The organism is Chitinophagaceae bacterium (assembly GCA_016710165.1).
Taxonomy (GTDB): domain Bacteria; phylum Bacteroidota; class Bacteroidia; order Chitinophagales; family Chitinophagaceae; genus Ferruginibacter.
Window position 1 is genome coordinate 627,002 of record JADJLJ010000002.1, and the last position, 25,437, is coordinate 652,438.

General features: G+C 45.7%; 25 protein-coding genes and 1 pseudogene. All 26 read left to right on the forward strand.

The genetic code is table 11. From position 1 onward, the window contains the following. The first annotated feature begins 18 nt into the window (after positions 1 to 18). The 26 genes and pseudogenes from IPJ02_13185 to IPJ02_13310 all read left to right on the forward strand — a co-directional run bounded on the left by IPJ02_13185 (position 19) and on the right by IPJ02_13310 (position 25,413). Positions 19 to 861, forward strand: a complete 843-nt coding sequence (locus IPJ02_13185; GenBank protein MBK7376467.1) for a substrate-binding domain-containing protein — start codon at positions 19 to 21, stop codon at positions 859 to 861. 74 nt (positions 862 to 935) lie between these two features. Then, the gene (locus tag IPJ02_13190) at positions 936 to 2,843 is read left to right on the forward strand and encodes a tetratricopeptide repeat protein (protein MBK7376468.1); all 1,908 of its coding nucleotides are present in this window, start codon (positions 936 to 938) and stop codon (positions 2,841 to 2,843) included. A 119-nt stretch (positions 2,844 to 2,962) separates the two neighbouring features. Then, entirely contained in the window at positions 2,963 to 3,358 is a 396-nt protein-coding gene (gene ndhC, locus IPJ02_13195; GenBank protein MBK7376469.1) for an NADH-quinone oxidoreductase subunit A, read from the forward strand. Positions 3,359 to 3,436: 78 nt separating this feature from the next. Beyond that, positions 3,437 to 4,000, forward strand: a complete 564-nt coding sequence (locus tag IPJ02_13200) for an NADH-quinone oxidoreductase subunit B (GenBank protein ID MBK7376470.1) — start codon at positions 3,437 to 3,439, stop codon at positions 3,998 to 4,000. Between the two features lie 101 nt (positions 4,001 to 4,101). Next, entirely contained in the window at positions 4,102 to 4,608 is a 507-nt protein-coding gene (locus tag IPJ02_13205; protein ID MBK7376471.1) for an NADH-quinone oxidoreductase subunit C, read from the forward strand. A gap of 10 nt (positions 4,609 to 4,618) precedes the next feature. Continuing rightward, positions 4,619 to 4,837 carry a hypothetical protein gene (locus tag IPJ02_13210; GenBank protein ID MBK7376472.1) on the forward strand — a complete coding sequence of 73 codons (219 nt, stop codon included), beginning with the start codon at positions 4,619 to 4,621 and terminating at the stop codon, positions 4,835 to 4,837. Further along, positions 4,834 to 6,054 (forward strand): NADH-quinone oxidoreductase subunit D, encoded by a 1,221-nt coding sequence (locus tag IPJ02_13215; protein MBK7376473.1) that lies wholly within the window; start codon positions 4,834 to 4,836, stop codon positions 6,052 to 6,054. Before IPJ02_13210 ends, IPJ02_13215 begins: the two co-directional genes overlap by 4 nt. 27 nt (positions 6,055 to 6,081) lie before the next feature. Next, a complete protein-coding gene (locus tag IPJ02_13220; GenBank protein MBK7376474.1) occupies positions 6,082 to 6,576 on the forward strand; it encodes an NAD(P)H-dependent oxidoreductase subunit E in 495 nt (164 codons plus the stop codon). After that, positions 6,555 to 6,998 (forward strand): nuclear transport factor 2 family protein, encoded by a 444-nt coding sequence (locus IPJ02_13225; protein ID MBK7376475.1) that lies wholly within the window; start codon positions 6,555 to 6,557, stop codon positions 6,996 to 6,998. Before IPJ02_13220 ends, IPJ02_13225 begins: the two co-directional genes overlap by 22 nt. A 77-nt stretch (positions 6,999 to 7,075) precedes the next feature. Beyond that, entirely contained in the window at positions 7,076 to 8,431 is a 1,356-nt protein-coding gene (gene nuoF / locus IPJ02_13230) for an NADH-quinone oxidoreductase subunit NuoF (protein ID MBK7376476.1), read from the forward strand. 86 nt (positions 8,432 to 8,517) lie between these two features. Continuing rightward, on the forward strand, positions 8,518 to 9,696 hold the full coding sequence (locus tag IPJ02_13235; protein ID MBK7376477.1) for a (2Fe-2S)-binding protein: 1,179 nt from the start codon (positions 8,518 to 8,520) through the stop codon (positions 9,694 to 9,696). Positions 9,697 to 9,716: 20 nt separating this feature from the next. Beyond that, entirely contained in the window at positions 9,717 to 10,769 is a 1,053-nt protein-coding gene (gene nuoH / locus IPJ02_13240) for an NADH-quinone oxidoreductase subunit NuoH (GenBank protein MBK7376478.1), read from the forward strand. A gap of 53 nt (positions 10,770 to 10,822) precedes the next feature. Then, positions 10,823 to 11,377 carry an NADH-quinone oxidoreductase subunit NuoI gene (gene nuoI, locus IPJ02_13245; GenBank protein ID MBK7376479.1) on the forward strand — a complete coding sequence of 185 codons (555 nt, stop codon included), beginning with the start codon at positions 10,823 to 10,825 and terminating at the stop codon, positions 11,375 to 11,377. Positions 11,378 to 11,382: 5 nt separating this feature from the next. Then, positions 11,383 to 11,886, forward strand: a complete 504-nt coding sequence (locus IPJ02_13250; protein ID MBK7376480.1) for an NADH-quinone oxidoreductase subunit J — start codon at positions 11,383 to 11,385, stop codon at positions 11,884 to 11,886. 115 nt (positions 11,887 to 12,001) lie between these two features. Beyond that, complete coding sequence (gene nuoK, locus IPJ02_13255) at positions 12,002 to 12,334, forward strand: NADH-quinone oxidoreductase subunit NuoK (GenBank protein ID MBK7376481.1); 333 nt, start codon at positions 12,002 to 12,004, stop codon at positions 12,332 to 12,334. A gap of 98 nt (positions 12,335 to 12,432) precedes the next feature. Then, positions 12,433 to 14,330: pseudogene (gene nuoL / locus IPJ02_13260) on the forward strand (NADH-quinone oxidoreductase subunit L). A 9-nt stretch (positions 14,331 to 14,339) separates the two neighbouring features. Further along, a complete protein-coding gene (locus tag IPJ02_13265) occupies positions 14,340 to 15,827 on the forward strand; it encodes an NADH-quinone oxidoreductase subunit M (GenBank protein MBK7376482.1) in 1,488 nt (495 codons plus the stop codon). A gap of 35 nt (positions 15,828 to 15,862) precedes the next feature. Continuing rightward, a complete protein-coding gene (locus IPJ02_13270; GenBank protein MBK7376483.1) occupies positions 15,863 to 17,257 on the forward strand; it encodes an NADH-quinone oxidoreductase subunit N in 1,395 nt (464 codons plus the stop codon). A 74-nt stretch (positions 17,258 to 17,331) separates the two neighbouring features. Continuing rightward, positions 17,332 to 18,615, forward strand: coding sequence for an ABC transporter permease (locus IPJ02_13275; GenBank protein MBK7376484.1), 1,284 nt, complete (start codon positions 17,332 to 17,334; stop codon positions 18,613 to 18,615). 290 nt (positions 18,616 to 18,905) lie between these two features. Continuing rightward, entirely contained in the window at positions 18,906 to 19,757 is an 852-nt protein-coding gene (locus tag IPJ02_13280) for a MotA/TolQ/ExbB proton channel family protein (protein ID MBK7376485.1), read from the forward strand. Positions 19,758 to 19,812: 55 nt separating this feature from the next. Further along, positions 19,813 to 20,466 (forward strand): biopolymer transporter ExbD, encoded by a 654-nt coding sequence (locus IPJ02_13285; protein MBK7376486.1) that lies wholly within the window; start codon positions 19,813 to 19,815, stop codon positions 20,464 to 20,466. Between the two features lie 27 nt (positions 20,467 to 20,493). Further along, the gene (locus tag IPJ02_13290; GenBank protein MBK7376487.1) at positions 20,494 to 21,042 is read left to right on the forward strand and encodes a biopolymer transporter ExbD; all 549 of its coding nucleotides are present in this window, start codon (positions 20,494 to 20,496) and stop codon (positions 21,040 to 21,042) included. Between the two features lie 48 nt (positions 21,043 to 21,090). After that, the gene (locus tag IPJ02_13295; protein MBK7376488.1) at positions 21,091 to 21,915 is read left to right on the forward strand and encodes an energy transducer TonB; all 825 of its coding nucleotides are present in this window, start codon (positions 21,091 to 21,093) and stop codon (positions 21,913 to 21,915) included. 93 nt (positions 21,916 to 22,008) lie between these two features. After that, a complete protein-coding gene (locus IPJ02_13300; protein ID MBK7376489.1) occupies positions 22,009 to 22,524 on the forward strand; it encodes a biopolymer transporter ExbD in 516 nt (171 codons plus the stop codon). Between the two features lie 38 nt (positions 22,525 to 22,562). Beyond that, complete coding sequence (mnmE, locus tag IPJ02_13305) at positions 22,563 to 23,945, forward strand: tRNA uridine-5-carboxymethylaminomethyl(34) synthesis GTPase MnmE (GenBank protein ID MBK7376490.1); 1,383 nt, start codon at positions 22,563 to 22,565, stop codon at positions 23,943 to 23,945. An 82-nt stretch (positions 23,946 to 24,027) separates the two neighbouring features. Continuing rightward, on the forward strand, positions 24,028 to 25,413 hold the full coding sequence (locus IPJ02_13310) for an alpha-glucosidase C-terminal domain-containing protein (GenBank protein MBK7376491.1): 1,386 nt from the start codon (positions 24,028 to 24,030) through the stop codon (positions 25,411 to 25,413). Positions 25,414 to 25,437 lie beyond the last annotated feature (24 nt).

Sequence of the window (25,437 nt, forward strand, 5' to 3'; positions counted from 1 at the left end):
CAGGCAAAAAAAGATCCGATGTACTCGTTGAAAAACGGGACCATCCACATCAGCGTGGATGAATCCTTCCGGCCGGTGATCGAAGAGCAGATAAAGGTCTTTGAACGGTCCTTTCCCGGGGCAAAGATACTGGCCGAATATAAGACAGAGGCAAACTGCTTTAAGGATTTCTTTTCCGACACGGCAAACCGGATGATCATTGTAACCAGGGGGCTCACGGATGAAGAAGACCGGTATTATAAAGACAGCCTGAATTATTCACCCCGGTGGAACACACTTGCCTACGATGCCATCACCATCCTTGTAAACAGCAAAAGCAGTGATACTTTGTTTACAATGGAGCGGCTGAAAGCCCAGTTATCGGGTAAAATGAACAGGGACCAGAAAGTAGTATTCGACGGGTTGAATGCAACCAGTACTGTACGCTTTGTACTCGACAGTATCCTGAAGGGAGAGCAATTTGATACCAGTGTGGTGAAAGCTGTAAAAAGCAGCCAGGATGTTATCAGCTATGTTTCGTCAAATGAGAACGCAGTGGGTTTTGTAGGAATAAGCTGGATCGGTAACCCGGAAGATACGGCCCAGGTGAATATGTTAAACAAAGTAAAAATTGCGTACGTTTCCTGCAGTGTTTGCCCGGACTCTCCTTATGTAAAACCAATGCAGGCCAGCATTCTCACCAGGCGGTACCCTTTGGTACGTGGTTTGTATTACGTAGTAAAAGAAGGGTATGATGGCGTGGGAATGGGGTTTTCGAATTTTATGCGGAATGAACGGGGCCAGCTGATCTTCAAAAGGGCGTACCTGGGTACCATAATGGATTTTGAGATACGGAATGTGAAGATCAATAAAAAATTATAGAAAGATTATAGGGAATTAAAGGCGGGATGTTTTGGAAAATTAATATTATTGTACAGACTTAAACAGCAAAAGAAATGAAGAAGTTAAAATTTACACTGATCCTGTTGAGCAGTTTAATGACAGTGGGCCTGGTCAATGCACAAGGCATTGAAGAGGGAAAGCGGTTCTTGTACTATGAAAAGTTCATCAGTGCAAAAAATGTGTTCCAGGGTTTACTGGGTGCAAACCCGGCAAATGAGGAAGCTGCTTACTGGCTGGGACAAACATTATTGGCCCCGGATGAGGATAAGGATCTTGCTGGCGCCCGGGCAGTGTACGCAAAGGCATTGGCTGCAAATCCCAACAGCGCTTTGCTCAATGCCGGCATGGGTCATGTGGAATTGCTGGAAGGAAAGACACAGGAAGCCCGTAACCATTTTGAAACAGCCATCAGCCTGAGCAAGGGAAAGAGCATTGAGGTGCTGGATGCCGTTGGGTTTGCCAATGGCGATTTTGATTCAAAACTGGGTGATGGGGCCTATGCGGTGGAAAAACTGCAACAGGCTACCAGCATAAAGGGATTTAAAGATGCCCGTATCCTCACAGACCTGGGCGATGCATACCGTAAAGTGGGCGACGGCGGATCTGCACAGCGTACCTATGAAGCGGCACTGGCCATTGATCCAAGGTATGCAAGGGCCAAATACCGGATCGGGAGGATCTACCAGTCACAGGGCGAAACACAAAAAGATATTTTCCTCGGGTATTATAATGAAGCCATTGCGTTGGATCCGGCCTATACCCGTGTGTATTTTACGTTGCATCAGTATTACTATGAAACAGATGTTGTAAAGTCTGCAGAATACCTGAACAAATACCTGGCATCAAAAGGTTCCGATGAAACAAATGCCTGCTTCCTGCAGGCCCAGATGAAATATGCCCAGGGCTTATTTGCCGAAACGGTTACTGCTGCAAACAGCTGCATTGCATCAACGCCAAATCCATATCCAAACCTGTATGGACTGGTAGCGTATTCATCGTACAAACTGGGCGATTCTTTAGGTGCAAAGAATGCCTTTGAACAGTATTTTCAAAAGCAAAAGCCGGATAAGATAGGAGTACGTGACAGGTTCACGTACGGAGAGGTTTTGTTGAAGTTCCCGGGTAGCGAAGCCCTTGCCGGAACGTATATTCAGCAGGCGGTTGACCAGGACAGCACGGAAGCCGGTAAAGTGGCCTTATTAAAATCGGTGGCTTCCACGTACGAAAAAAGGGGCCAATATACCGAAGCGGGGGATTGGTATAAAAAAGTGCTGAACATAAAAAAGACTCCTACCAAAAATGAAATATATAATGCAGGTTATAGCTATTACCGAATTGGAAAGTTTGCGCAGGCAAGTGAGGTATTCGATATCTACACCCAAAAATACCCCGACGATATTTTTGGATATTATATGATGGGTAAATGTTATTGGGGTATTGATACCACGATGGTTTTTGGCCTGGCCAATAACGCTTTTGCAAAGGCAATACAGGTAGGGGAAGCCTATCCGGATAAGTCCAAGATTTTAGCACAACTGATGGGTAGCTATAAATATATGATCGCTTACGGGGCTAATATTGAAAAAAATAAAGAGTTGGCTTTAAGTTTTGCCGATAAGGCATTATTGGTAGACGCTACTGATCAGGAAGTGCTTACCAATAAAGATATTATTTCTAAAATAACTTTCAAGCCCAATACAAAACCGGCAAACAAGGCCGATAAAGTTATCATGGGTGCCGATGGGTCAATTACTGCAACAGGGAGCGACGGATCAAGTACCGTAATTACCAAAGAAGGTAAAATAACCACCATAAAAGACGGCATCACCACCATCATAGAGAACGGGAAAGTGACCATGATCGGAAAAGACGGAAAGGTGATAAATCCAACACCCCCTGCACCTCCCGCCAAGCCGGCAAAACCAAAGCCCGGTAGCGGCACGGCTCCAAAAAAAAAGTAAAAAAGAAAGGTAAATAAAGCGATCCCCGTTATTCGTACAATAACGGGGATTTATTTTTCAATCTATTGATTATTGCTTCTGCTGCCTTATTTTTGCCTGTAATCAGAACCGTTAATCCAATGGACTTTTTTTTGTTACAGGCAAACGATGTGAACAACGCAGTAAATTACCTGCCCATTGGCCTCCAGTTACTTTTTGCCATTGGACTGATCGCAGCCATCATTGTAGGATCCGATTACCTGGGCCCCAAAAGAAGAACGGCTGATAAACTCCAGAATTTTGAGAGTGGAATAGAGATCAAAGGCAATGCACGCCAGCCCATGGCCGTAAAATATTTCCTTGTTGCCATTTTATTTGTCTTGTTTGATGTGGAAGTGATCTTCTTTTATCCGTATGCGATAAACTTCAGGGAACTGGGATGGAGCGGCTTTGCAGCCGTGGTGGTTTTTGTAGGCTTATTTATAACGGGGTTGATTTATATATTCAAGAAAGGCGCTTTGAAGTGGGAAGAATAATCAGTTTAAAAGTTGAATGATAAAGTTTGAATTAAAAACCATCATTTAACATTCAATATTCAACATTCAAAATAGAAAATGAGTCGTCCGGTACAATATAATACACACATCAAATTTGAGGGTATTCCGGAAGGATACATGGGGGAAGGGTTCATGGCAACCAACCTGGAAAAAGTGGTGAGCCTTGCCCGTAAAAATTCAATCTGGCCCCTGCCTTTTGCAACAAGCTGTTGCGGCATTGAGTTCATGGCCACGGCTGCCAGTCATTATGACCTGGCCAGGTTTGGTGCAGAGCGTATGAGCTTTTCTCCCCGCCAGTGTGATCTCATACTGGTGATGGGAACCATTGCAAAAAAAATGGGCCCTGTACTGCGGCAGGTTTACCTGCAAATGGCGGAGCCCCGTTGGGTAATGGCTGTTGGCGCCTGTGCATCATCCGGTGGGATATTTGACACCTACTCTGTTTTACAGGGCATCGACCAGGTGATACCCGTAGATGTATATGTGCCCGGTTGCCCGCCCAGGCCCGAAGCCATCCTGGATGGATTCATCAAGATACAGGAACTGGTGAATGCGGAAGGGCTGCGGAGAAGGTACAGTGATCAGTACAAGGAGTTGCTCGCCGGATACGGGATACAATAGTAATTAAATGATGAACCTCAGTGGGGTAAATGATAAACTTCATGCACACAAATCAGTTAACCCCCCGTTTATCTATAAGTTTGTAGATCGAAATGTAAAAGTTGATGCTGAATAACGAAATAATAAAACTAAAATTAACTGAAAAATTCGGCGACCAGTTGACCAACTGGGAGGAGCCTTATGGTATGCTCACCTTCACTGCCCCCAGGGACCTCAATTTAAAAGTACTCCAGTTTTTATACGATGATGCAGAGTTGAAATTCCAATTCTTAACCGACCTGCAGGCGGTTCATTATCCGGACAGGAAAGGAGAAGAACTGGCGGTGGTGTATCATTTGCATAACCTGGTTGACAATATACGGATCCGGTTTAAGGTATTTGCAGATATTGAAAAGCCCGATGTATTCAGTGCAACGGCGTTGTACAGGTCGGCCAATCATATGGAAAGGGAGACCTATGACTTTTTTGGTATGAATTTTATCGGCCATCCCAACCTGAAAAGGATATTGAATGTGGATGAGATGGATTATTTCCCGATGCGGAAACAATACCCGGTGGAGGACCAGTCGAGGATCGATAAGGATGATGAGATGTTTGGAAGAGAATAAAACAACAAAGATGTTTAAACCGGATTCAAAATACCGGCTGGTATATTTAATAGGTGTAGTAGTTGTATTCACCTATCAATCTGTGCGTTCCTTTTATCAGTTTTCCATTGGAGAAGATAAAGGAATGAGCCTGACAGGAGGGATTGTTTTTGGTGTTATGGCAATGGTATATGGCCATGATCTGTATGAATTCATTAAAAATAAAAAAAGCATTAACAGCGGGGCATGAGTGAACATATCTTATTACCGGAAGGAAGTATTGAAAAGCAGACCACCACGCTGAACCTGGGGCCCACACACCCGGCTACGCATGGTGTGTTTCAGAATATCCTGGAACTGGATGGGGAACGTATATTGAAATCAACTTCTACCATCGGGTATATTCACCGGGCATTTGAAAAGATAGCCGAACGCAGGCCACTTTACCAGATCACCCCGCTGACCGACCGGCTGAACTACTGCTCATCACCCATCAATAACATGGGCTGGCACCTCACCTGCGAAAAACTGCTGGGTGTAAAAACGCCCAAACGGGTTGATTATTTACGGGTGATCATCATGGAACTATCCCGGATCTCAGATCACCTGATCTGCAACTCCATTGTGGGTGTGGATACCGGCGCTTTCACCGGGTTCTTGTATGTAATGCAATACCGTGAACTTATCTATGAGATCTATGAAGAAATATGCGGCTCCCGTCTTACTACTACTATTGGGCGTATTGGCGGTTTTGAAAGGAATTTCACTCCTGCGGCCTTCCAAAAACTCGAAAAATTCCTGAAAGAATATCCCCGGGTGTTGAAAGAATTCGAGAACCTGTTCACCCGCAACCGGATATTCATGGACCGTACCATCGGCTGCGGGCCGATCTCTGCCGAACGGGCATTGAATTATGGGTTCACCGGTCCGAATTTAAGGGCGGCAGGTGTTGATTACGATGTTCGTGTGCATACGCCGTACAGCAGTTACGAAGATTTTGATTTTATAATACCGGTGGGAACGACGGGTGATTGTTACGACCGTTTCCTGGTACGTAATGAAGAGATGTGGCAAAGCCTGAGTATCATTGAACAGGCCTACCAGAAGGTACAGGAGTTCAAAGGTGCTGAAGCGGAAGTCTTTCATGCCGATGCTCCTGCGTATTACTTGCCCGAGAAAAAAGATGTATACACCAAAATGGAAGCGCTCATCTATCACTTCAAGATCGTGATGGGAGAGACAGATATTCCGGCCGGTGAAGTATACAGTGCGGTTGAAGGAGCGAATGGTGAGCTGGGCTTCTACCTGATCAGTGATGGGGGAAGAACACCTTACCGCCTGCATTTCCGCCGGCCCTGTTTTATCTATTACCAGGCATTTGAAGAACTGGTAAAAGGAGGCATGCTGAGCGATGCGATCATTACCATGAGCAGCCTGAACCTGATCGCCGGGGAGATGGACGCATAATGAATCATGAGTTAAGAAGTAAGAATTATGAATGTTGAGTTTTCGAAAGAGAAATTAGAAAAGGTTAACGAGATCATTTCCCGTTACCCGCAGGGCAAACATAAAAGCGCCCTCCTTCCTGTATTGCACCTGGCGCAGGAAGAATTCGGCGGCTGGCTGGATGTGCCGGTGATGGATTACGTGGCCTCGCTTTTGAAAATAGAACCGATCGAAGTGTATGAAGTGGCCAGCTTTTACAGCATGTATAATTTAAAGCCGGTTGGTAAATATATGTTCGAAGTTTGCCAAACCGGGCCCTGCATGCTGAACGGCAGCGACAACATCATTGCCTATATAAAAGAGAAACTGAACATCGGGGTAGGCGAAACCACGCCCGACGGAATGTTCACCTTAAAAATGGTAGAGTGCCTGGGCGCCTGCGGGTATGCACCCATGATGCAGCTGGGCAAAAATTACCGGGAGCATCTCACCAAAGAGAAAGTGGATGCCATCATTGAGGAATGCAGGGCAAAGGCGAATTAAGATTGAAGAGATCATTGACGATATTGTTTTTACTTCTTGCTGTTTGTTGCCAGGCACAAACAGATGAAGAAAAATTAAGGGTGACGTTAAAAGAATTTCACCAGGCGCTGGTTAACCGGAATACGGTTTCCGTCAACCAGCAGACAGACAAGGCGCTGAGTTACGGGCACAGCAATGGCTGGGTGGAAACGAAAGCGGAGATGATCAGGAACCTGGAAACAGGATACATCAGTTACCAGGGTTTTAAAGAAGACAGTATAAAAGTTGCCATGAACGGGAACCTGGCCAGTGTGCGGTTTGTGGCAGATATAACAGCAACCATGAAAGGAACAGCCAGTGTGTATCATTTGAAAGTACTGGAAGTGTGGGTGAGGAAGAGCAAACGGTGGGTATTATTTGCAAGGCAGGCTGTAAAAAATTAAGAATTCAAAATTAAAAATTCAAAAATGCCCTCAGCAACGAAACAGCCTTTTTGATTTTTGATTTTTAACTTAGATAAATGGCAAGAAAACTATTATTAGAAAAAGCACAGGTGGAGGGCATCCGCTTTTACGACGTTTACCGCCGTGAAGGAGGTTACCGCAGCGTGGAGAAGGCCCTGAAGATGGCGCCTGTTGATATCGTGGAAGAGGTAAAGAAGAGCGGCCTGCGGGGCAGGGGTGGCGCCGGTTTTCCTACCGGCATGAAATGGAGTTTCATTGCAAAGCCGGAAGGGGTGCCACGTCACCTGGTATGCAATGCGGATGAGAGCGAACCCGGAACTTTTAAGGACCGTTATCTGATGGAATTCATTCCGCATATATTGATCGAAGGCATGATCGTTTCATCCTTCGCTCTTGGCTCCCATGTTTCCTACATATATATACGTGGCGAGTATGCCTGGATCGTGGACATCCTGGAACAGGCGATCGCGGAAGCAAAGCAAAATGGATTTTTAGGAAAGAATATCTTAGGTACCGGTTTCGATTGTGAGATATATGTTCATCGCGGCGCCGGCGCTTATATCTGTGGCGAAGAAACAGCCCTGCTGGAATCACTGGAAGGCAAAAGGGGCAATCCCAGGATCAAGCCGCCATTCCCGGCCGTGAAGGGTGTTTGGGACAGGCCAACCGTAGTGAATAACGTAGAGACATTGGCGGCTGTGGTTCCCATCATCAACGATGGCGGCGAGGAGTATGCAAAGATCGGCATTGGAAAAAGCACCGGAACAAAACTGATGAGTGCCTGTGGCAACATCAATAAGCCCGGTGTGTATGAGATTGACATGACCATCTCCGTGGAAGAATTTATTTACAGCGATGAATATTGTGGCGGCATTCCCAACGGAAGGAAACTGAAAGCCTGTATCCCGGGCGGATCATCGGTTCCCATTCTACCTGCTAATTTATTGCTGACAACAGCCAAAGGGGAAAAAAGACTGATGAATTATGAAAGCCTGAGTGATGGCGGCTTTGCAACCGGCAGTATGATGGGCTCGGGTGGGTTCATTGTATTGGATGACAGCCAGTGCGTGGTAAAGCATACGTATACGTTGGCAAGATTCTACCGTCATGAAAGCTGCGGGCAATGTTCACCTTGCCGGGAAGGAACCGGGTGGATGGAAAAAATATTAATGAATATAGACAATGGTAAAGGAAAGATGAGTGATATTGACCTGCTTTGGGATATTCAGCGGAAGATCGAAGGGAATACGATCTGCCCCCTGGGGGATGCAGCAGCCTGGCCGGTAGCGGCAGCGATCAGGCATTTCAGGGATGAGTTTGAGTGGCATGTGAAAAATCCGGCAGAGTGTTTGAAAACGAATTATGGACTGGCGCATTATGCGGATCCGATCCATGTGCCAGTACCGGCTTAAGATAGTTAACCGCAAAGACGCTGAGGCGCAAAGCAACGCAAATGATTTTCTTAGCGACTTTGCGACTTGGCGGTTAAGAAAAAAATATGGCAGACGAAATAAAAAAAGAAGCACCTGCGAATTTTAAAGTGACCATCGATAACATCACGATCGAAGTGGCGCCGGGTACTACTATATTAAATGCGGCCAGGCAGATCGGGGGTGATGTTACACCTCCGGCCATGTGTTATTACAGCAAGCTGCAGGGCAGTGGTGGTAAATGCCGTACCTGCCTGGTGGAAGTAGCCGCAGGTTCAACCGCCGACCCGAGGCCGATGCCGAAACTGGTTGCATCATGCCGCACCAATGTAATGGATGGTATGGTGGTGAAGAACATCACCAGTGATAAGGTAACCGATGCCAGGAACGGGGTGGTTGAATTCTTATTGATCAACCATCCGTTGGATTGTCCCATCTGCGACCAGGCCGGTGAATGTCATTTGCAGGACCTGGGATATGAGCATGGAAAGGAAGGTACCCGTTACGAATTTAAAAGAAGGACCTTCGAGAAAGAAGACATTGGCCCTTACATACAATTGCACATGACAAGGTGCATACTTTGTTATCGCTGCACCTATGTGGCAGACCAGTTGACGGATAAAAGGGTACATGGTATCCTGGACCGTGGCGATCATGCAGAAATATCAACCTATATTTCCAAAGCCATTGACAATGATTTCAGCGGAAACATGATCGATGTTTGCCCGGTAGGGGCTTTAACGGATAAAACATTCCGCTTCAAGAACAGGGTTTGGTTCACCAGGCCGGTGGATGCACACCGCAATTGCGAAAACCCGAAATGCTGTGGTAAAGCAACGCTGTGGTTACGTGGAGATGAAGTGTATCGTGTAACTGCCCGAAAAGACCAGTGGGGCGAAGTACAGAGCTATGACGGCAAACCGGGATGGATCTGTAACACATGCCGCTTTGATAAAAAGAGAACGGCAGATTGGGTGGTGGAAGGATTGACAACCATCAGCCGTCATTCGGTTATTGGCGCCAATAAATATGCAACACTGGAGATGCCAAAGGATACCATTAAAGAAGTGATGGGAGGAAGAGATCCGAAATTGCTGATGAACATACATAATGTGAGCGGGGTGAATAACCCTAACATTCATTTAAGTGAGATCAACAGGCCGGCACACCTGGAAGACTTCGCAAAATCGGGCGATCATGTAAATGGTGACGGGGAATCCACCCAGTGGGGTTTAAAAAAGGACTAAAATTATTTTAATAAAGGATTATGCTTTTAGCGATCGATTGGCTTTTAATAGTGGAGAAACTGGTCCTCATCGTCATAGTGGTGATGGCATCGCTGCTCATTGCCATGTATGCCACCTATGCTGAAAGAAAAGTGGCTGCGGTTTTACAGGACAGGCGTGGACCAAACCGGGCCGGGCCTTTTGGAATATTGCAGCCGGTTGCAGACGGGTTGAAATTGTTTTTCAAAGAAGAGATCATTCCCAATTTTTCTTCCAAATTCCTCTTCATTCTCGGCCCTTCCCTGGCCATGCTTACGGCCATCATGACCGGCGCCGTGGTTCCCTGGGGAAATACCGTATATTTCTTCGACCGGGAGATCTCTTTGCAGATCGCGGATGTGAACGTAGGTATCTTATATGTTTTTGCGGTGGTGAGCATGGGTGTGTATGGCATCATGATCGGTGGCTGGGCAAGCAATAACAAATATTCGTTAATGGGCGGATTGCGGGCCGCATCACAGATCATCAGTTATGAACTGCCCATGGGGATTTCGCTGATCGCCCTTCTGATGGTAACCGGTACGCTCAGTTTGAAAGAGATGGTGCTGCAGCAACAGGACGGTTTATGGAACATCGTTTATCAGCCACTGGGGTTTTTGATATTCCTCATTTGTGCGTTTGCAGAATGTAACCGTACCCCATTCGACCTGGCCGAAGCAGAGAATGAACTGATCGGTGGTTATCATACGGAGTACTCATCCATGAAACTGGGCTTCTATCTTTTTTCTGAGTACATCAATATGTTTGTGAGCAGCGTGATCATGGCTACGTTGTTCTTTGGCGGATACGATATACCATTCCTGAACGAAGCGGATTATAACCAGAACTGGATGGCATTGTTTGGGATAATGATGCTGATGGCAAAAGTAGTTTGCTTCATCTTCCTGTTCATGTGGGTACGGTGGACCATTCCAAGATTCCGGTACGACCAGTTGATGAACCTGGGATGGAGGGTATTGATCCCGTTGGCATTGGTAAATATGCTGGTGACAGGAGCGTTGGTTTTGTTGAAAGCAAACAACTGGCATTTTTAATTTATAAAACGAATTGTCTGCCTGAACATGTCGAAGGCGGCTTAAATAGTACTATGCAAGCATTAACAAACAGGGTGAAACAGGTTGACCGCCGGGAGATGAATTTCCTGGAGCGGCTTTACCTCGTTTCTATTTTTAAAGGCATGATGATCACGTTCATGCACATGTTTAAGAAGAAACCCACGATCAATTATCCTGAAAAGACCCGTCCTTTCAGCCCGGTCTTTCGTGGACTGCACATATTGAACCGGGATGAAGAAGGAAGAGAGAACTGCACGGCCTGCGGATTGTGTGCCGTTGCCTGCCCGGCAGAAGCCATCACCATGGAAGCGGCAGAAAGACAACCGGGAGAGGAGAATTTATACCGGGAAGAAAAATATGCGGCCAGGTACGAGATCAATATGCTGCGTTGCATCTTTTGTGGCCTTTGCGAAGAAGCCTGCCCGAAAGACGCCATTTATTTAAGCGAAACCTTTGCGCCCGCCGATTACCAGCGCAAACAGTTTGTGTATAACAAAAACGAATTACTGATCCCTCATCCTGTAGATGAACCCGAAGCTTATAAAAAAGCATTGGGCAACCGGGTGAAAAGAGAAAAGGTTAATTAGGAACTATGAGCATTGCAGAAATATTATTTTGGGGTTTGTCAGTCCTGGCACTTGCTGCCGCCATCATGGTGGTTGCCAGCAAAAGCCCGGTACACAGCATTTTATATCTCATTGTTGTGTTCTTCGCCATATCCGGCCATTATATTTTGCTGAATGCACAGTTCCTGGCTATCGTGAACATCATCGTTTATGCCGGGGCCATCATGGTATTGTTCTTGTTTGTGGTGATGCTGATGAATCTGAATGCCGAATCGGAGCCGAAAAAGAACAGGTACCTGCAGTTTGCCGGGTTGATATCCGGTGGATGTTTGTTCCTGGTTTTGATATCTGCCATTACCAGGTCAACTTCGGCAACCAACGTGGTGCAGATGGGCAGTGGGAACAGCGGGCTCATTAAAAACCTGGGCATGGTATTGTTCAATGATTACGTGATCCCGTTCGAGATAAGCAGTGTATTGTTTTTGAGCGCCATGATCGGGGCAGTGGTGATCGGTAAAAAGGAGAAGTAATATTTATAAAACGGATTAATACGAATTACACGAATTGATTTTGGTCTTTAAAAATTAACTGGATCCGGAGAACAGATAGTTCGTGTAATTGGTGTAACTCGAATAATTAGTGAATATGGAGATCAAATGGTATATCGGTTTGGCAGTGGCTTTGTTCTGCACAGGGATTGTGGGGGTTCTTACCCGTCGCAATTCCATCATCATTTTCATGTGCATAGAACTGATGCTTAACTCGGTGAATTTATTACTGGTGGCATTTTCAAAAATGCATGCGGCAACAGCTATCGGGCAGGCGTCCCCTGCTGTGGTAAGCGATGCCCAGATATTTGTGTTCTTCATCATGGTGGTGGCAGCAGCAGAAGTAAGTGTGGGATTGGCGATCATTGTTATGATGTACCGGAATATTCACTCGGTGGATATAAATTTTCTAAACAGGTTAAAGAATTGACGCCCCCATCCCCGCCAACCGGCGGGGAGAAAGGCAGGAGTATTAATAATATTTTGAAATAAATACAAAAATTCTCCGCCAGTTGGCGGAATAGGGGTATGAGAAATGTCTTACACATGGTTTGGTTGATCCCCGTGCTGCCGTTGCTGGGATTTTTACTCAATGGGCTGGGCAGAAATAAGCTTTCAAAAGGCTTGTCAGGGGTTATCGGAAGCGGAACGGTCTTTCTTTCATTCCTCATCAGTGTGTATGTATTCTTCAGCGTTAAAGGCGGTAATACATACGTTGCCCATTATTTCGATTTTATAAATATCACGTCATTACAGGTTGGATTTGATTTTCAAATAGACCAGCTTTCTTCGGTCTTCCTGTTGATAATAACGGGTGTAGGGTTTTTGATACATGTGTATTCAACTGCTTACATGCACGATGAAGAACCAAAGGACTTTGCAAAGTATTTCGCCTTCCTCAACCTGTTTGTGTTCTCCATGCTTTTATTGGTAATGGGCGCCAACTATGTGATCATGTTCATTGGCTGGGAAGGGGTTGGGCTTTGTTCTTATTTACTGATCGGATACTGGTTTAAGAACACCAATTACAACATTGCGGCCAAGAAGGCCTTCATCATGAACCGCATCGGCGACCTTGGGTTTTTACTGGCCGTATTCTGGCTGGTTGCAAAAGCCGGTTCGGCCGATTACCATACTGTATTTGCAGCGGTTTCCAAATTGACAGCAACAGACATCACCGGCATTACTTTATTGCTTTTTGTGGGTGCCATGGGAAAAAGCGCTCAGATACCTTTGTATACCTGGTTACCCGATGCGATGGCGGGTCCTACACCCGTGAGTGCATTGATCCATGCCGCCACCATGGTTACTGCCGGCATCTACATGATCGCCCGCAGCAATATTTTATATACCATGGCACCGGTATCTCAAACCGTGGTAGCAGTGGTTGGTCTGGCAACAGCGATCCTGGCCGCCACCATCGCCTTAAAACAGAATGACATCAAAAAAGTACTGGCTTACTCAACCGTGAGCCAGTTGGGTTATATGTTCCTGGCGCTCGGCGTGGGCGCCTATACCGGCGCTGTATTCCATGTAATGACACATGCGTTCTTCAAAGCGCTGTTGTTCCTTGGGGCCGGCAGTGTTATCCATGCCATGAGTGGGGAGCAGGATATCCGAAATATGGGCGGACTGAAAAAATACATGAGCGTAACGCATATTACTTTCCTGCTGGCTTGCCTGGCCATTGCCGGCATGCCGCCTTTCTCCGGTTTCTTTTCAAAAGACGAGATACTGGCTGCTGCCTATGCAAAGAATCCTTTGTTATGGGGGGTGGGTGTTGCCGGTGCCATGATGACGGCTTTTTATATGTTTCGCCTCTATGCCATGACCTTCCTGGGGAAATTCAGGGGTATGCATGAGCAGGAGCATCACCTGCATGAAAGTCCGAAAGCCATTACCATACCATTGATCATTCTTGCCATTTTATCAGTTGTTGGAGGTTTAGTTGGTATTCCTGAAGTATTTATGCATGGGGGCACCGGCTGGAAGGATTTTTAGCGCCGGTATTTGCACAGAGCAATGCCATCACGGTTAAGCATGCGGTGGGTCACGCACAGGAATATATGCTGATGGGAATTTCCGTAGCACTTGCATTGGCTGCATTGGTATACGCATGGACCCGGTTCAGTAAATATCAGAAAACAGGTAAAGCAGAGACTGGTCTCGGCAAAGTGCTGGAAAATAAATGGTACGTGGATGAACTGTATGATGCCATCATCGTAAAACCTGTATTGGCAATCGGAAAATATTTTAACAACATAGTGGAGCGGAGGGGCATTGATGGTTTTGTGAACGGCATCGGCAAAGCGGTTAATTACAGCAGCCGGCAGATACGGCTGATACAGACCGGGCAGGTGGGCACCTATGTTCTACTGATGGTGCTGGGCATTTTAATTTTATTCATCGTTCAATTGTTTTTGTAATCAGAAGATATGGACCCGAAAAATATTTGGATAACATTCCCGGAATTGCTTACCTGGTTCCCGCTGGTGGCGGGCCTGGTTGCTTTTATGATCCGCGAGGAAAAAAAGGTGAAGGCCTGGGCATTGACCGCTTCGTTGATCACACTGGGTATCTCCGTTGCGAGCCTGGTCTATGCAGATAATGCAAAATACTTTTACCTGAACAACGTCAGCTACTACTGGCTGAAGTACCTGGGCAGCAATCTTACTTTGGGGATTGATGGAATGGGCCACCTGCTCACCGCATTGACTGCCATTGCTTTCCCGATCATTTTTATTGCAACCGGAAAAACTACGTATAAGAACGCGGGAGCTTTTTATGGATTGATGCTGCTGACCCAGAGCGGGCTGATGGGCGTATTCACCGCCATGGACGTTCTGATATTCTATTTCTTCTGGGAACTGGCTGTTATACCTGCATACTTCCTGTGCAGCCGCTGGGGCGGGGAAAGAAGGATACAGGCTACTTTTAAATTCTTTGTCTATACGTTTGCCGGTTCGTTACTGATGCTGGTAGGCATCATGTATGTTTACCTGCATACATACCCAACGCCTTTTGCGGAACATTCGTTTGCTATGAATGCATTTTACAGCGCCACCCTGACCGCAAAGGAACAAAGCTGGTTGTTCTGGTTATTCTTTGTTGCATTTGCTATCAAGATGCCGGTATTTCCTTTCCATACCTGGCAGCCCGATACCTATGAACAGGCACCTGCTGCCACCACCATGGTATTGAGCGGAATTATGGTAAAAATGGGTGTATTTGCGGTCATTCGCTGGATCGTTCCCATTTTCCCCGATGCGGTCAATCAATTCGACAACATTGTTATCGGTCTTTCCGTGGTTGGGATGATCTATGCCAGCCTGATCGCCATAAAACAGGATGACCTGAAACGTTTCGTGGCGTATTCATCGATTGCCCATATCGGCCTGATGTGTGCGGCCATTTTTGCCAAAAGCAGTATCGGCTTACAGGGTGTGATGATACAGATGTTCAGCCATGGGATCAATATAATCGGGATGTGGATTGTGGTTGACCTGGTGGAAAAACAGACCGGCACCCGGAAGATATCCGAACTGAGCGGCGTTGCCCATAAGGCACCTGCACTAACGATCTTCCTCGTGGTGATCGCCCTGGCCAATATCGCGTTGCCCCTGACCAATGCTTTTGTAGGCGAACTCATGATGTTCAGCGGGCTGTTCAGGTTCAATATGCTGTATACAGCCGTGGCATTGTTAAGCATCATACTGGCTGCCGTATACACCCTCAACATGGTGCAGAAGGTTTTTTACGGTGAAGCCAACCCGGTTACAGGAACCATGCAGGAAATCTCCCAGGGCCAGAAACTGGTATTAAGTGTGCTGCTGGTATTGATCTTCCTGTTTGGTGTTTTTCCGCAGCCGCTTTTCGACCTGACAAAAGATACGGTATCGGCCATTGTATTGAGATTTAAATAACGAAAATAATCGCTGCCGGCAGGCAGAATAAAAATATGAACGCAATTATTTTAACAGCAGCCTGGGGGGTATTGATGATGTTGGGCGGCGCTTTTATTAAAAGCAAGGCCATGCCGAAATACCTGGCCATTGCGGGTGTGGTACTGGCACTTGCCCTGAACTGCATCGAACTGAACAGTGGCGCTTCTTTCTTTTCCATTGATGTAAAGGGCATGCTTGGTTTCAACAGTTTCAATTTAACGTTCATCAATATTGCGTTGGGTTGCACCCTGCTTTATTTCCTGCTCAACGGAAGGGATATTGAAAAAGTGGGGGAACACGTGTCGGAATATTTTGCGCTGATCTTTTTTGTGTTGTGTGGTGTAACACTCATCTCCACGTTCAATACGTTGCTGGTCCTGTTCATCGGTATTGAGATCGTTACCATACCGCTTTACATTTTAACCGGCAGCGACAAACGGAACCTGAAAAGCAATGAAGCGGCTTTGAAATATTTTTTGATGGGCACTTTTTCCACCGGCATCATGTTGCTGGGCATTGCCTTCCTTTACGGCGGAAGTGAGACCGGCTCCTTCTACATTACCAATATCATTTCAGGCACGGGCGAAATGCCGGCGATGATCGCAGCAGGCCTGGTACTTTTATTGATATCCATGTCTTTCAAGGTTTCTGCTGCTCCCTTTCATTTCTGGACACCGGATGTGTACGACGGGGCGCCAACCGTTTTTACTTCATTTATGGCCACCGTCGTGAAGGCCGCCGCTTTCTTTGCCTTTGTAAGGTTGTTTGAAAATACCTTCGGCAGTTTGCATGCCCAGTGGCAAAAACTCATCGTAATCCTGATAGCCGCTACCTTGCTGGTGGGAAATCTCACAGCCGTATTCCAGCAAAGCGTAAAACGGATGCTTGCCTACTCCAGTATTGCCCAGGCAGGGTTCATGCTTTTTTCCTTATTTGCGCTCAGCAGCATGGCAAAAGAAGGCCTGATACTTTATACGGCTGCCTATAGCCTTGCAAGCATCGGCATCTTTGCCATATTGGTGAAAATGAACGATTATACGATAGATGGGTTTAACGGACTGGCAAAACAGCAGCCGGTTCTGGCAATTACTGCCACCATATTCCTTCTTTCGTTAACGGGCATTCCCCTTACTGCCGGTTTCCAAAGTAAATTTTACATGTTGTTAGCTGCTGTACAGAACGGGCAGCACACCTGGCTTGTGATACTGGCTGTTCTGTGTGCCGCCTTAAGTGCATATTATTATTTCCGGGTAATTCAGGCCATGTATTTTAAAGACAGCGCCGGGGCAGAAATGGCTGAAAGCGGAGATATAACGATCTCCTTTAAGGTACTGCTGGTCATTACGGCTGTTCTTATCATTGTGCTCGGCATTTTCCCTGGTTTCCTCACCGACTGGTTGTATTTTTAATCAACCCGGGCCGTTCATAAAAGTTTTGCATCGGAATGCTTATCTGTCGTTAACTTTAGGAAGAATACAAGCACATGACCCTTAAGGATACCTTTGCACTCTCCTGGCGTAATATATCGGGCAATAAATTAAGGACCGGTATTACGGTTGCCATCATTGCCCTGGGCATTTTTGCACTGATACTGATAATCACGGCCATCCAGGCTGCCAGCAACAGCCTTACCACCAGTTTTTCCACCATGGGAGCTAATTCATTCAGTGTTCGTTTCAAAGAAAGAAATGTACGCATTGGCGGAGGAAGGCAACAAACAAATACCAAACTCCGCAAGTCGGCACTGAGAGAGAAAAAATCAAACCTGGGTAAAGTAATCACGTATGAAGAAGCGAAAGCATTTAAACAGCGGTACCAGTTTCCCGGTGCAAAGGTTGGATTGACCTTAGGCGGACCAAGGGGAATTGTGGTGAATAACGACCGTAAAAAGACAAACCCGGATGTGGCAGTGCTGGGCGGAGATGAGAATTACCTGGAACTGAATGGTTACAACATTGCCTTCGGGAGAAACATAACAGCTACCGAAGTGGAAACAGGCCGCAGCATCTGCCTGATCGGCAGCGGGGTGGCACAAAAGCTATATCCGGATAATCCTGAAAAGGCAATTGATAAGGTGATCAGTGTTGATCATATCCCGTACCGGGTAATTGCTGTGCTGGAAGAAAAAAGTTCCAGTGCATTCTTCAATACCAGTAAGATCGTCATTACTTCCTATAATAACATACGGCGGTTATATGCCAACCGGAGTTCTTCCTTCAACGTGGGGGTGATGGTGAACGACATAAAGATCATGGATGCTGCCGTAGGAGAGGCGAAGGGTACTTTCAGGCCGATAAGGAAACTCGATGTAAAGGAAGAGGATAATTTCTTTATTGATAAAAGCGACAGTATTGCGGAGAGCCTGCTTACCAACCTCGGCTTTTTAGAGAAAGGAACGATCGGCATTGCTTTCATAACCCTGATCGGTGCCGCCATCGGGTTGATGAATATCATGCTGGTGGCTGTAAATGGACGCACCAAGGAGATCGGGCTGGTGAAGGCGCTTGGCGGAACCAAACGGGACATCCGGTTCCAGTTCCTCGGTGAGTCTGTCCTGATCAGTTTGATAGGCGCCGTGGTAGGAATCATTTTGGGCATTTTACTCGGAAACGTAGTAGCCCTTTTGCTGAAGACCGGTTTTGTGGTACCCTGGGGCTGGGTCATTGCAGGTATTTTTGTTTGTTCATTCGTTGGCCTGGCAGCAGGTTTGTACCCGGCTTATAAAGCTTCCAAATTAGACCCCATTGTGGCGTTGCGTTATGAATAGGTATTGGCCTTTTGTAGAACAATGTGGGCAAAATGGGGTTGATTTTTTCAGATAATTTATTCATTTTCGGAATATATTTATGTAAATGACAGATTTTGTCATCGTAAAAAAATATTTATGAAATAAAATTTTCGTAAGTTGTAGCCTTCAATTATTTATTTACCTTGTGCGTCCTGCATGAGCAGGGTAATGGCAGATAAAGATTGATGAAGTTTTTCAACCGAATTAAATACTTGATTTATCATTAAAACAGAGAACCAAACTTTAAACACACTAAAAATTTGAATTTTATGGCAGAGACAAAAGCAACCGTAAAACCATCTACTTCAGTTCAGGCAAAAAGATCCAGCAATGCTATCTCATTGTTAGCACCCCTTTTATGCCTGGTGGCCGGATATTTTATCTGGAGATTTGGATTGGGTAATCCTTCTAATTTTGAAAAGGCCGGTGAAGGCTGGTTTTGGCCCGACAGGGAAGGACCTAAGTCTGCATTAAGCAAAATGTACCTGGGAGGCATTATCGTACCGATCCTGATTGGAACTTTTCTGACCATGCTTACATTCGTAATTGAAAGATTCCTGACCATTTCCAAAGCGAATGGTACCGGAAACAATGCCGATTTCATCCGTAAAGTTCAATACCAGCTTGCTAATAAGAATGTTGATGCGGCTCTGGCAGAATGCGACAAACAAAAAGGTTCTGTTGGAAATGTGATGAAAGCAGGTTTGCACCGCTACAAAGAAATGACAATGAACACAGAACTTACCACCGACCAGAAAGTAATGGCCATTCAGAAAGAAGTGGAAGAAGCCACTTCGCTTGAACTGCCCATGCTGGAAAAGAACCTGGTGTTCCTGTCTACCATTGCCTCTATTGCAACCCTGTTGGGTCTGTTGGGTACGGTATTGGGTATGATCCGTGCCTTCTCTAACCTGGGTGCCGACAGTGGTGGCGCCGGAGCAGCAACCCAGTTGTCAGTGGGTATCTCCGAAGCCCTTTATAACACGGCCTTGGGTATCGGTACATCCGCATTTGCCATCATTTTCTATAACATGTTCACTACCAAGATCGACGGCATTACCTACGGCATTGATGAATCCGGTTTCACTTTAACTCAAACTTTTGCATCACTGTACAAATAATTGTATGGATTGATCATGATTTTGCATCTTAAAGAATAACTGAAAACGGAAAAACATGCCAAAAGTTAAAATACCAAGGAAAAGCACCGCCATTGATATGACGGCGATGTGTGATGTGGCCTTCCTGTTGTTGTCGTTTTTTATATTGGCAACAAAACAAAAGCCACCGGAAGTGCTGGCGGTTAAAACACCCACTTCTGTTTCCAGTAAGGCAGCGCCTGATAAATCGATCCTGATCCCCCTTACCAAAGAAGGTAAGGTGTTTTTAATGCTTGGCGACGATACAAAGAAAAATGCCATCATTGACGACGTTAATAAGACCAGGAACCTTCAGTTAACAGGTGCCGAACTGGCTAAACTGAAAAAATCGGAATACATAGGAATCCCCTTCAACCAGTTGAAGTCGTACCTGAATGCTACCAGTGAAATTCCGGCCAGTACCCTGGCAGGGATTCCAACAGATACAACCAACAACGAGTTGACCCACTGGATACGCAGTGTTACCAACGCCTACGCAGGGGAAGACCAGCGTAAGCTTCAGGAGATGCTGCTGGTTAAAGGAGACGGGGAAGCTTTGTATCCCATTTTTAAGAATATCAAGAGCGCTTTTAAGGCAAACGAGATATTTAAATTCAGGATCGTAACAGAAGGCGAAAACGTACCAACCGGATCGGAACTGTATAAAACAGGTAAGGACAAGGAAAAATAAAGGTTTAACAACTAAAAAGATATTACTATGGCAGAAATGGATACCTCGTCGGGTGGCGGTCATAAGAAAGGCCCCGGCGTCAAAAAAGGTAAAAAACTTTCCACCCGTGTCGATCTTACACCAATGGTTGACCTTGGATTCCTGCTGATCACATTCTTTGTGTTCACCACTACCATGAGCCAGTCAACGGCCATGAACATGAATGAGCCCAAAGATGAAAAGGATAAGGAAATGAAGGTAAAGAACTCGGGTGCTATGACCATATTGCTCGGGAAAGGGAACCAGGTATATTATTATTATGGACAACTGGATCCGAACACAATAAGTGAACAGTTCAAGTCAACCAATTTCAAAGACATCCGTAAGTTGATCCTTGATAAGAAGGTTGCCACTCCCATTGACGACCTGATGTACATCATCAAGTCTGATAAGAGTTCAACGTTTAAGAACGCCATTGACATACTGGATGAAATGGTCATTTCGGCAGTACCCCCTGGGCACTATGCCGAAGTGGATATGACACCGGTAGAGGAAATGCTTATTAAACAAACGGAGGAAGCAAACGGCATCAAGTAAGTTATGGAATGAGCCCTATTTTGAATCTAATTAACAAAGGAGATTACAATGGAAGCTAATAAAATTTTAAATGCCGATATACTGGACATCATCTTCGACGGTAAGAACAAGGAGTACGGGGCTTACCAGTTGAGGAAGTCCTATAAAAAGACACTTACCAAGGCCCTTATCATTACCGGGCTGGCGCTGTTACTGGTGCTTTTGGGAACCGTGTTTGCAGGCATCATAGAAAAGAACAGCCCTAAAGAATTTAAGGTTGTGGACACCCAGATGGCTGAGGTGAAGACTGATGAGCCACCACCGCCGCCACCGCCACCGCCACCACCCACACCGCCACCACCACCTGAAATAAACCAGGTAAAATTCACCCCGCCTAAGATCGTGAAGGATGAAGAGGTGAAACCGGACGAAAAGATCGAAGAGATCAAGGAAGAGCAGGTGATCAGTACCAAGACAGTGGAAAGTGAAAACAAGACTCAAATAGTACAGGCTCCTGTTGAAGACAAGGGAACACAGGTGGTAGAAGTAAAGAAAGAGGATGACGAGAACAAGATATTCACCAAGGTGGAAGTGGAAGCTACATTCCCGGGTGGAGAAGCTGCCTGGCGCAACTACCTGCAAAAGAACCTGAATGCCAGCACACCGGTTGATAATGGTGCTGCCGGTGGAAAATATACAGTGATCGTTAAGTTCATCGTGAGCAGGGACGGAAGCCTCAGCGATGTACAGTGTGAGAACGATCCGGGTTTTGGCATGTGCCAGGAAGCAGTACGGGTAATTAAAAAGACCAAGAACTGGACACCGGCCATTCAGAACGGGCGTAATGTAAATGCATACCGCCGCCAGCCGATCACGTTTGTAGTGGAAGAATAAGAACTTCAGAATATCAGGTCAATCCCGGCAAGCCGCCGGGATTTTTATTTATGGAAACAACCCCTTCTGCGATCTTAATAAAAACGGATTGTTATGGCAGAAGCTGAGATCAAAAGATCATCCCGGAGAAATAATAGGATGCATAAGAAAAGCACAAGGGTTGACCTGACTCCGATGGTTGACCTGGGGTTTTTACTCATCACATTCTTTGTTTTTACTACTACGATGTCTTTACCCAAGGTAATGGGATTTAATGAATCCGTAGATACCATACCGGGTGATGAAATATGCAACTCCTGCGTATTGACTTTATTCCTGGAAAAGGGTAATGTGATCAGGTATTACGAAGGAACGCCTGATCATAATCCAGTAGTGAAACAAACTTCTTTTTCAGTTAAAGGCATCCGGGATGTGTTGTTGGCGAAGAAAGAAGAAGTAAGCATGGCTACGGGCGATGCCAAACGATTTGTTCTGATCATAAAGCCTGCCGTAGAATCAACCGTTCAGAATTTCGTGGACATCATAGATGAAGTTGCCATCCATGATATAAAGCGCTATTACGTTTCAGAAATTGATGCTGCCGATAGAAAAATATTGTATCTCCCATAAAGCTTTGCAGAAGAGAATGGAGTGGGTATCTTTGCCGGATGCTGAATTATCTTTCCGGTTGGGATGATACCATTGTTGCACTGGCCACTCCGCAGGGCATTGGCGCCATTGGTGTCATACGCCTGAGCGGGAAGGATGCGATCGGTATAGTAAATAAGATATTCCCTTCCAAAGACCTCAGCAAACAAAGTTCGCATACCATTCATGTAGGCTTTCTTAAGGAGAATGGGAATGACATTGATGAAGCCGTGGTCTCCTTGTTTAAAACCCCGAAAAGTTATACCGGGGAGGATGTGGTGGAGATCAGTTGTCATGGCAGTCCCTTCGTGCAGCAGCAGGTGATACAGGCATGCATCCGCAATGGCGCCCGGCTGGCAAAACCTGGAGAATTTACGCAACGGGCTTTTCTGAACGGCAAACTCGATCTTGCCCAGGCCGAAGCAGTGGCCGACCTGATTGCATCCAATACAAATGCTTCCCAAAAAGCGGCGCTGCATAATATCCGTGGGGGATTCAGCAATGTTTTAAAACAGTTAAGGGAAGACCTTATCCGGTTCTCGGCTTTGATAGAACTTGAACTTGATTTTAGCCAGGAAGATGTGGAATTTGCCGATCGCACAAAATTTTATGAACTGGTAGAAGGGGCAGGTTCTGTAACAACACAGTTGCTTGAATCCTTCCGGTTGGGTAATGTGATAAAAAATGGTGTAAGTGTTGCCATTATTGGTAAACCGAATGCCGGTAAAAGCACCTTGCTCAATACCCTGTTGAATGAAAACCGGGCCATTGTAAGCGATATTGCAGGTACCACCAGGGATACGATCGAGGAAGTGATCAATATTGACGGGATACTATTCCGGTTGATCGATACGGCCGGTATCCGGGAAAGCAGTAGTGATGTGATTGAATTGATTGGTATGGAAAAAAGCCGGGAGAAGATAAGGCAGTCCGATGAGGTCATTTATATCTTTGATGTAAATACCGAAACACATGGTGAAGTGGGGGCTGCCATCGCTTTGATCAGGGAAAATAATCCCGATTATTTACTGGTGGGTAATAAGGTGGATGTGTTGGGGCTGGAAAAAGCAGCTCAGAAATATACCGGCGAGGATATTTTATTCATATCCGCAAAGGACCAGCTTAATATTGACCTGTTGAAAGAACGGTTGGTGGACAAAGTGATCCAGGGGAATATCAATACCGAAAATACCATCATCACCAATGCACGGCATTATGAGGCACTGAAGGAAGTTGACAGGTCCCTTGCGGATATCAAAACCGGTCTCGACAAAAAAATACCCGGCGACCTCCTTGCTCTCGATATCCGCCGTTGCCTGCACTATATTTCTGAAATAACTGGGGATATTACCAATGAAAATGTACTGGATTATATTTTCTCCAAGTTCTGTATCGGCAAATAACAGCCTCATATAGGCGTTCCAGGTATTGCAGATTAGTTTCTGCGGGTTAAAAAAAATCTTAACTTCCCATAAAACATTTTTTATGATACGCAAAATAATGGCATACCTGTTTTTTGTACTGGTTGTTCTGGTGAAGGTTGGTTGTAATGAAGCAAAGAAGGATAATGCAGAAACACCTATAGTGACGGAGGAGCAACCAAAGCATCCATCCTGGATTGCACAAAGTAATATCTACGAAGTGAACCTCCGCCAGTATTCTTCTTCCGGCTCAATAAAAGAATTCGAAAAGCATTTGCCCAGGTTAAAAGATATGGGGGTAGAGATATTATGGTTCATGCCCATAACACCGATCGGTAAAGAAGGAAGAAAGATGTCCGAAAATGACCTGGGTAGTTACTATGCAGTAAAAGATTATAAAGGATTCAATGAAGAGTTTGGAACAATGGATGACTGGAAGGCCTTTGTAAAAAATGCGCAGGGTATGGGTTTTAAAGTGATCACCGATTGGGTGGCCAATCATTCAGCAGCTGACAACCATTGGTTGAAGGCCCACCCGGATTTTTATGTAAGAGATTCGGCAGGTAATGCGGTTTGGCAAGACGACTGGACAGATACAAGAAAACTGAATTATGCCAACCAGGAATTACGGGACAGTATGATCGAAGCCATGAAGTTTTGGGTTACAGAAACGGGCATTGATGGTTTCCGCTGTGATATAGCGGAGGAAGTGCCTTCAGACTTCTGGAAAGAATGCATAGGCACGTTGCGGAGGATCAAAAATGTCTTTATGCTGGCGGAGGGCCAGAAACCCGGGCTGTATGAAGTTGGTTTTGATGCCACGTATGCATGGGATATGATGGGGGTAATGACCGATCTTTATAAAGGCAAAAGATCCGTCGTGCAATTTGATTCGGCCATTAATGCAGCCATCAAAAACTTTCCCGCAGATGCCTCCCGTATGTATTTCACCACCAACCATGATGAGAACAGCTGGAACGGAACTGAATTTGAAAAGTATGGCAATGCGTACAGGACCTTTGCCGTGTTTACGCAAACCATATACCAGAGCATTCCGCTCATTTATAGCGGCCAGGAGGCCATGAACAAAAGGCGTTTGAAATTCTTTGTGAAGGATACTATTGCGTGGAATGGAAATTTTGAAATGGCTCCTTTTTACAAAACGTTACTGACCCTTCGGAAAAAGAACCCGGCCCTGTCAGCCGATGCGGCATTTAAACGGGTGGCAAGTTCGGACGATGCGGCTGTATATGCATACCTGAGGGAAAAGGCGGGTCATAAGATTGCCGTTATTCTAAACCTGTCAGGGAACCCCAAAAAATTCACCATCAGCGATATTGCTGTTACCGGGGAGCCGTTGAATGTATTCATGGGGGTAAAGGAGAACATAGACGGGGAGCATCAATTCAGCCTCGGCCCCTGGGGTTATATCATTTATGAATACCAGTAGATACCTGCCCGGTGCTTCGTAACC